This window comes from Aporhodopirellula sallentina SM41, assembly GCF_000346505.1.
Classification (GTDB): domain Bacteria; phylum Planctomycetota; class Planctomycetia; order Pirellulales; family Pirellulaceae; genus Rhodopirellula; species Rhodopirellula sallentina.
In genome coordinates, this window is sequence record NZ_ANOH01000177.1 from 1 (window position 1) to 5625 (window position 5625).

General features: G+C 52.8%; 5 protein-coding genes. All 5 read right to left on the reverse strand.

The genetic code is table 11. The features are described 5' to 3' along the window. On the reverse strand, nt 1-170 hold a 170-nt coding region (locus RSSM_RS35435), incomplete at its 3' end, for a glycosyltransferase family 2 protein (RefSeq protein WP_008678310.1). 414 nt (nt 171-584) lie between these two features. Continuing rightward, nucleotides 585-2327 (reverse strand): exosortase U, encoded by a 1743-nt coding sequence (gene xrtU, locus RSSM_RS11415; protein WP_144059741.1) that lies wholly within the window; start codon nt 2325-2327, stop codon nt 585-587. A gap of 562 nt (nt 2328-2889) precedes the next feature. Next, complete coding sequence (locus RSSM_RS11420; protein WP_044302330.1) at nt 2890-3294, reverse strand: hypothetical protein; 405 nt, start codon at nt 3292-3294, stop codon at nt 2890-2892. Between the two features lie 20 nt (nt 3295-3314). Next, nucleotides 3315-4766 carry a glycosyltransferase WbuB gene (locus RSSM_RS11425; RefSeq protein ID WP_044302331.1) on the reverse strand — a complete coding sequence of 484 codons (1452 nt, stop codon included), beginning with the start codon at nt 4764-4766 and terminating at the stop codon, nt 3315-3317. A gap of 675 nt (nt 4767-5441) precedes the next feature. Then, nucleotides 5442-5625: GDP-mannose 4,6-dehydratase (locus RSSM_RS11430; protein ID WP_044302332.1), on the reverse strand; the 184-nt coding region annotated here is incomplete at its 5' end.

Sequence of the window (5625 nt, forward strand, 5' to 3'; positions counted from 1 at the left end):
CGGTCGTCTTGGAAGGTTTCTTTCTGGGCAATCTCGCTCGATGCATCAGTACTTCCGTTGTCAATGACAAGACACCTCCAATCTCCCATTTTCTGGGATTTTACGGAAGCGATCGTCTGTACAATGTGTGCTTCGTTGTTGTATGTCCCAATAACTATAGCAGCTTTCATATTTCCAATCTCTCATACGGTGATTTACGGATCATATCGGCTTTCGGCTGTGTATGGAACTTCAAGACAGCCATCACTTACAAGCAACATACGTCACAACTATTCATTTTTGAAAGCATTGTTTCTCTAGCCGGCTTACGCTTACGCCTTTCCAACTCTTTTGATCAAACGCCATCGTGCGTTGCGGAGGCTACTGACATACCACATTTAGTTCGACATCACTGCATCTGCATTCCTGTAAACAACAGGACTTGCCACGACTTTCACTCGAACGGACAATTTCAAAACGCAACTTAGAATAGACGAGACAAATTTTCGAAGTCGAGCAATTTATGATAACTAACGCGGCAATCTCATTACGTACCCTACGACAACGATCTAGAAAAGACCAACATATTACGTGAGTCGCATGCTCTATCGGCCGTCATGTGCATCTTGCTGCCTTCCATTCCAACGGCGACCACGCAGCAATTGATCGCGCGCGGCATAAAAGAACCTTTCGATTGCCTCGTCTTGCTCCGGCGTGAGCGACTCGCCGTGTTCAACGAGGACTTGAATCGTGGTCGCGGGCAGCGCCACTTTCGCGTTTGTGTCGATGGTGCCCTTCAGAATTTCCCCCAGGCGTGTTGTCATGGTATTGCCGAGATGACTCATTGCCTGCAAGTTGTTTTTCCACAGGTCAGACTGCACCTCCGTTTGATTAGCATCCACCACCGTAAAGAGGACACGCCCAGCACGACCACTGTTCGGCTTGGTCATTTGTAGACGTGTGAATGACAATTCCTCCCTGGGAACACTCTCCCGAGACGCGACGAAATATTCCGGTGTCGTTTCCCAGCCGATCGCTTGATAGCACTCATTCAAGTCATGCCAGCCAGACCACGGGCAATCGACAGACACAACGGCAGAGAGTTCATCTTTAGAATACTGCCATGTGTAAGAGTTGCTCGCCATCATCGCCCCAGTCCCCCGCTGCACATGCTCGTATTGCCCTCGATTCCACCCATCGAGCGACTGAGGAAGATCGCCCTGAGATAGACCGGCAAGTGAACTGGCGTTTTCAAGTGAGATATTCCAAATTGGCTGGGAAATCCTCCAGGCAGACATGCCGAATAGGAACAGCAACATGAAGAGGCCAACAAACCCTAAATAGAACAGGCGACTCATACGTGAAAACATCGCCGCGCTACGATGCGTTTCTGGTGATGGCGAGGTGTCGGCGGAAAACGCAGTCGGGCCAAAGTTCTCGTCGTACCAGGTAACCCGATCTCCGATCAGATTTGCGAAGACCGCGTCGGTGTTCGCAACCATCCCCAAGATGAACCCAAATACGATCAGCGAGAGTAGCTCATGGCCTGATCCGCTGGCAAACCAAACACTGACGTAGTCTGCCAGCGCGACGCACGCCGCAACACGGATTGCATTGCCAACGAAAACCCAAAAAACCGTTTGGAACAAATTGAGGGCAATGCGTGGCAACCGGTGCGATGAAATGACCGAGAACACCGAAACCACCGCCAAAGAAGAAAACAATGACCGGACCCCGCTGCAGGCCTCTTCGGTCATGTATCTCCCATGTTCCGTGATCAGCAACACTCCCTCGCGAACATGCCAAATACCCGCACCATCGAGCAGCAGATCCGCCAAACCACTGGCAACAAACTGCATGTTGAAGATCAGTTTGTTATCGAGGTGCATTGGCAACGGGATTGCTAATACCAAGAGAGACAAGACCGGAAGTAGCGTTTTCAAACCGCCCCAACCAAGCCACCCGTATATCAACACGACCGCCGCTAAACTGGCCCCGACAATTCCGAAAATCCCAGTCCAAAGCAGGTTCCCTAGGAACACAAAGAACGCGACGGCCGAGAGTCCCAGAACAACGACATAGCGATGAGACGGGGTCGCCGCAAGACGTGCCTTTCCCCAGTGATGCCAAACGAGCACGATCACGCTAGCTATCAGGACAGGGAAATATTGATAGTGCCCCTCCAACCATGTCCAACTGAAGTACTGCTGCAGTAGCGGCGATAGCGCCAGCAATAAACTGATTGGCAACAACCAGTTTGTCCAACTGGAGACAGATTGATCGCTACTGACCGACTGAACGGGGTTCGCTTGGGATGTGGACGCCGACGCCATAGTTAGTTTAGTCAAATGATGATTGAATAAGGAAATCGATTCATCGAATACTGCCGTACACCAACGGACTCGCCCAATGTAGTCGACCGACACGAATCAGCGCCAAGCAGGACGGGGATAGCTGGCAACCGAGTCGAAATAGTGAGACCGGCTGCCAGCGTGATCTCCAACGAGGCTCTATCAACGACGATCCCCAGAGTAGTGGACGAGGTCACGAGTCCTTCTGAACGAATAAGAAACGGGGACGCGTTACCTCGTCCACTACCCGAAAATTGCGCTGACATAAACATCCAGTTTATCAACGAATCTACCGGGCCATGACCCCGAGACATTCGATTGACCGACACGTTCGAGCATTGCGTTTCCGAGCCGAAACTCGATTCGGTCTACTGATCGACTACCGCTACGAGAGCGTACTGAAAATCCAAACATCGCTCATTGACAATCGCAACAAAAATTCGGCGTCGGAATTGCGCCGTCACGTTCCTTCGATAAGCGGGTAGGTTCCATATCTCACCAAGGACATTTCAGAAGGGTGTACCTGCCATTGCGAATGCGAGCCACTCAACCCAGCGACTCAGGCATTGCCCCAGTCATCCTCACCGAAATGCGCACGCTTGAGAACGATCGTCACCTGCACCAACAACACCCCTAATTCAATACAACCAGTACCCAATACGGTATAGATGAGATCGGCAATACTGAAACCACGCGTTGGAATCCATCGCTGCCCGTATTCCAGAACTAACATGACTGACATCATGATGAATAGAACGCATCGTCGTTGGGTATCCAGGCTGGGCCGGAACATGGCCATCGCTGGGATCGAACAAACCGCCATGCTCATCAACATCGTCCGGAAGTCACCGTGATGATCTAACCAGACGACCATCGCCGATGAGAGAAAGGGCAGGTCCGCGGAAGTGGTGGTCGGCTTCCAAACAGCGTAGGCCGCGACGCCCACCGCGATGAAAGAAGCCACACCAGTCAGAATCCATCGAGTCACGAGAGCTCATACTCATACTGACTCGCTCCACCAACCAACTCCTCAAGGTCGGCTACAAAGTTCCCCAGTATTGCGTCATGCCCAAGGAAATCCAATGCGTACCGGCGAGCCGCCATACCCAACACCACCCTTCGCTGGGAGTCGTGAGCCAGTTCCTCAATCGCATGAGTAAAGCCTGATGCATCATCTGGCTTCACAACCACCCCGTGCCCCTGGACCACATCCGAGATTTGGGTGCCAGGATCAGCACAAGCTACAACGGGGCGTCCAGTAGCTAACATCCCGGTCAATTTTGACGGCATCACTAAATCAGCAGCACCAGCACGTTGAGGGAGCAAATGAATGTCCGCGCAATTCATTAGCGAGTTGAAACGCTCGAACGGCTGCAACGGTAACATCTGTACGTTGGGCAAATTTTCACACGCTTGAGCCATCGCTTGAAATGATGCACCGGTTCCGCAAAGCACATAGTGCAGATGCGTGTTGTCGACCGTCCGCCGGGCCGCCTCGACAATCAACTCCAGCCCCTGCTTCGCTCCCATATTGCCGGAATAGAGCGCCACACATTTGCCAGATGGAATCGCAAACGACTCACGTAGGCAATCGATGTCACCACGCTTGTCACCCCCTGAGGGACTTCGGTGGAGGTCATCCCAAACTTTTGAGCGAACCGCCTCGTCCCGTGCTCCCCCCGCCTGAGCACCGAGAATTGCAGCGGAAGCCGCGGTCTCACCCGGCCAAACGAGTGGCTTCATCGCTTCACAATCGACCCAATTGGGGAACGAGACCACGCGTTGTTCGTTCACTCCTTTTTGGATCAACTTCAAAAGCATGTTGGGCGAAATGCTACTGACACGATCAAACCGACGCATCAATCCCCCCTCGGCCGCCAACACGAGGCGTTTCAAAAGTGGTTGTTTTAGAATCCCTAGCTCGAAGGCAGCATCTATCTCAAAATCCTGGACATGCAACCAACATTTTGCGCCACAGAGACGTGACGCGAACCAAGTGGTCGGCATGCACATCGCAGCAGGCTCAACCGTCAAAATAACATCAGGACGAAAGGTGATTGCCTTCCACAGCACAGCAGGAATGCTGGACAGTCCAAACGAAGCAAGGTGCAAAATACGCTTCAGGCCCGTCACCTTCCCCGGCACCCACAGCGGGCAGCGAATGACCTCGACGGAACCGCGAGTGGCGAGAGACGAGTCGCGAGTCTCTGGGGGCGTGTTCTGCTCCCGCTGCTCGCCGCTCGCCACTTGCCACTCTTTACGATAGGAAAGCCCCGAGAACCCAGGCAGGATGGCCCACTGTGGGTAGTAAGGCGGCGTGGTAACAACCACCACCTCATGGCCCGCTTCGGCCAGCGCCGAGACCATCTCCCCCGAATATTTCCCGATCCCAATTTCCTCAGGCGAGAAGTTCAATCCATGCAGTAGAATCTTCAACGGTTCGCTTTCCAGTGCTTCATATCCACAAAGGTTGATCCAAAAGCCCAACTCACCCAAGTACCAGATTGATGCGCAACGGCATGTTGAGATATTTGCCCGCCGCGCAGACAAGTCCCCCATCCGCTCCACTCGCGTGCTACGTTAAAATAGTGCGTATCAACAAGCTGATCAGACGCTCTAGCCACTCCAAGCTTTCGTGTACTTCATGCCTTTGGCGGTTGAATCGTCACGAAGTGGTTAGCTCGGCTCTTATGAAGGACACGAAAAATCCGGGGCCCAAGTTTCGCGTGATTCGCGACTGAACAATCAAGCCGGCGCAGGGCCGTTCAGTTGGTAAGCGTTCGATTGACCAAGAAAGTCACGGAGAACTCGGAGAGATACGGGTACTGAGTTTCGTGTGGTTCGTTTCTTTCGTGGTCAAATCCCTACGACGTCGGTTGTGTGGTCATGAGTGGACTTGGCTCTGACCACGAAAGTCTCGAATGACACGAAAAATTCAGGGTCAAAGTTTCGCATGTTTCGCGACCGAAGGATCATGACGGAACAAGGCAGTTCGAGTGGCAAGCGTTTGAATGACTAAGAAAGGCACGAAGGGCACAAAATGAATCGGGCACTGAGTTTCGTGCAGTTCGTTTCTTTCGTGGTCAAATCCCTACGACCGTGACGGAGTCGCTACTCACGAGCGACGGATAGTGCATGCCCGTGACGTTTTAGAAGCGCATGTCGGCGAGCCAAATCGAGGTCGGTTTCGACCATCTCGTCGATCATTTCTTCGAGCGTCAGTTCGGGCTCCCAACCAAGCTTCGACTTGGCTTTACTCGGATCACCCAGCAGCGTTTCGACCTCGGCTGGTCGG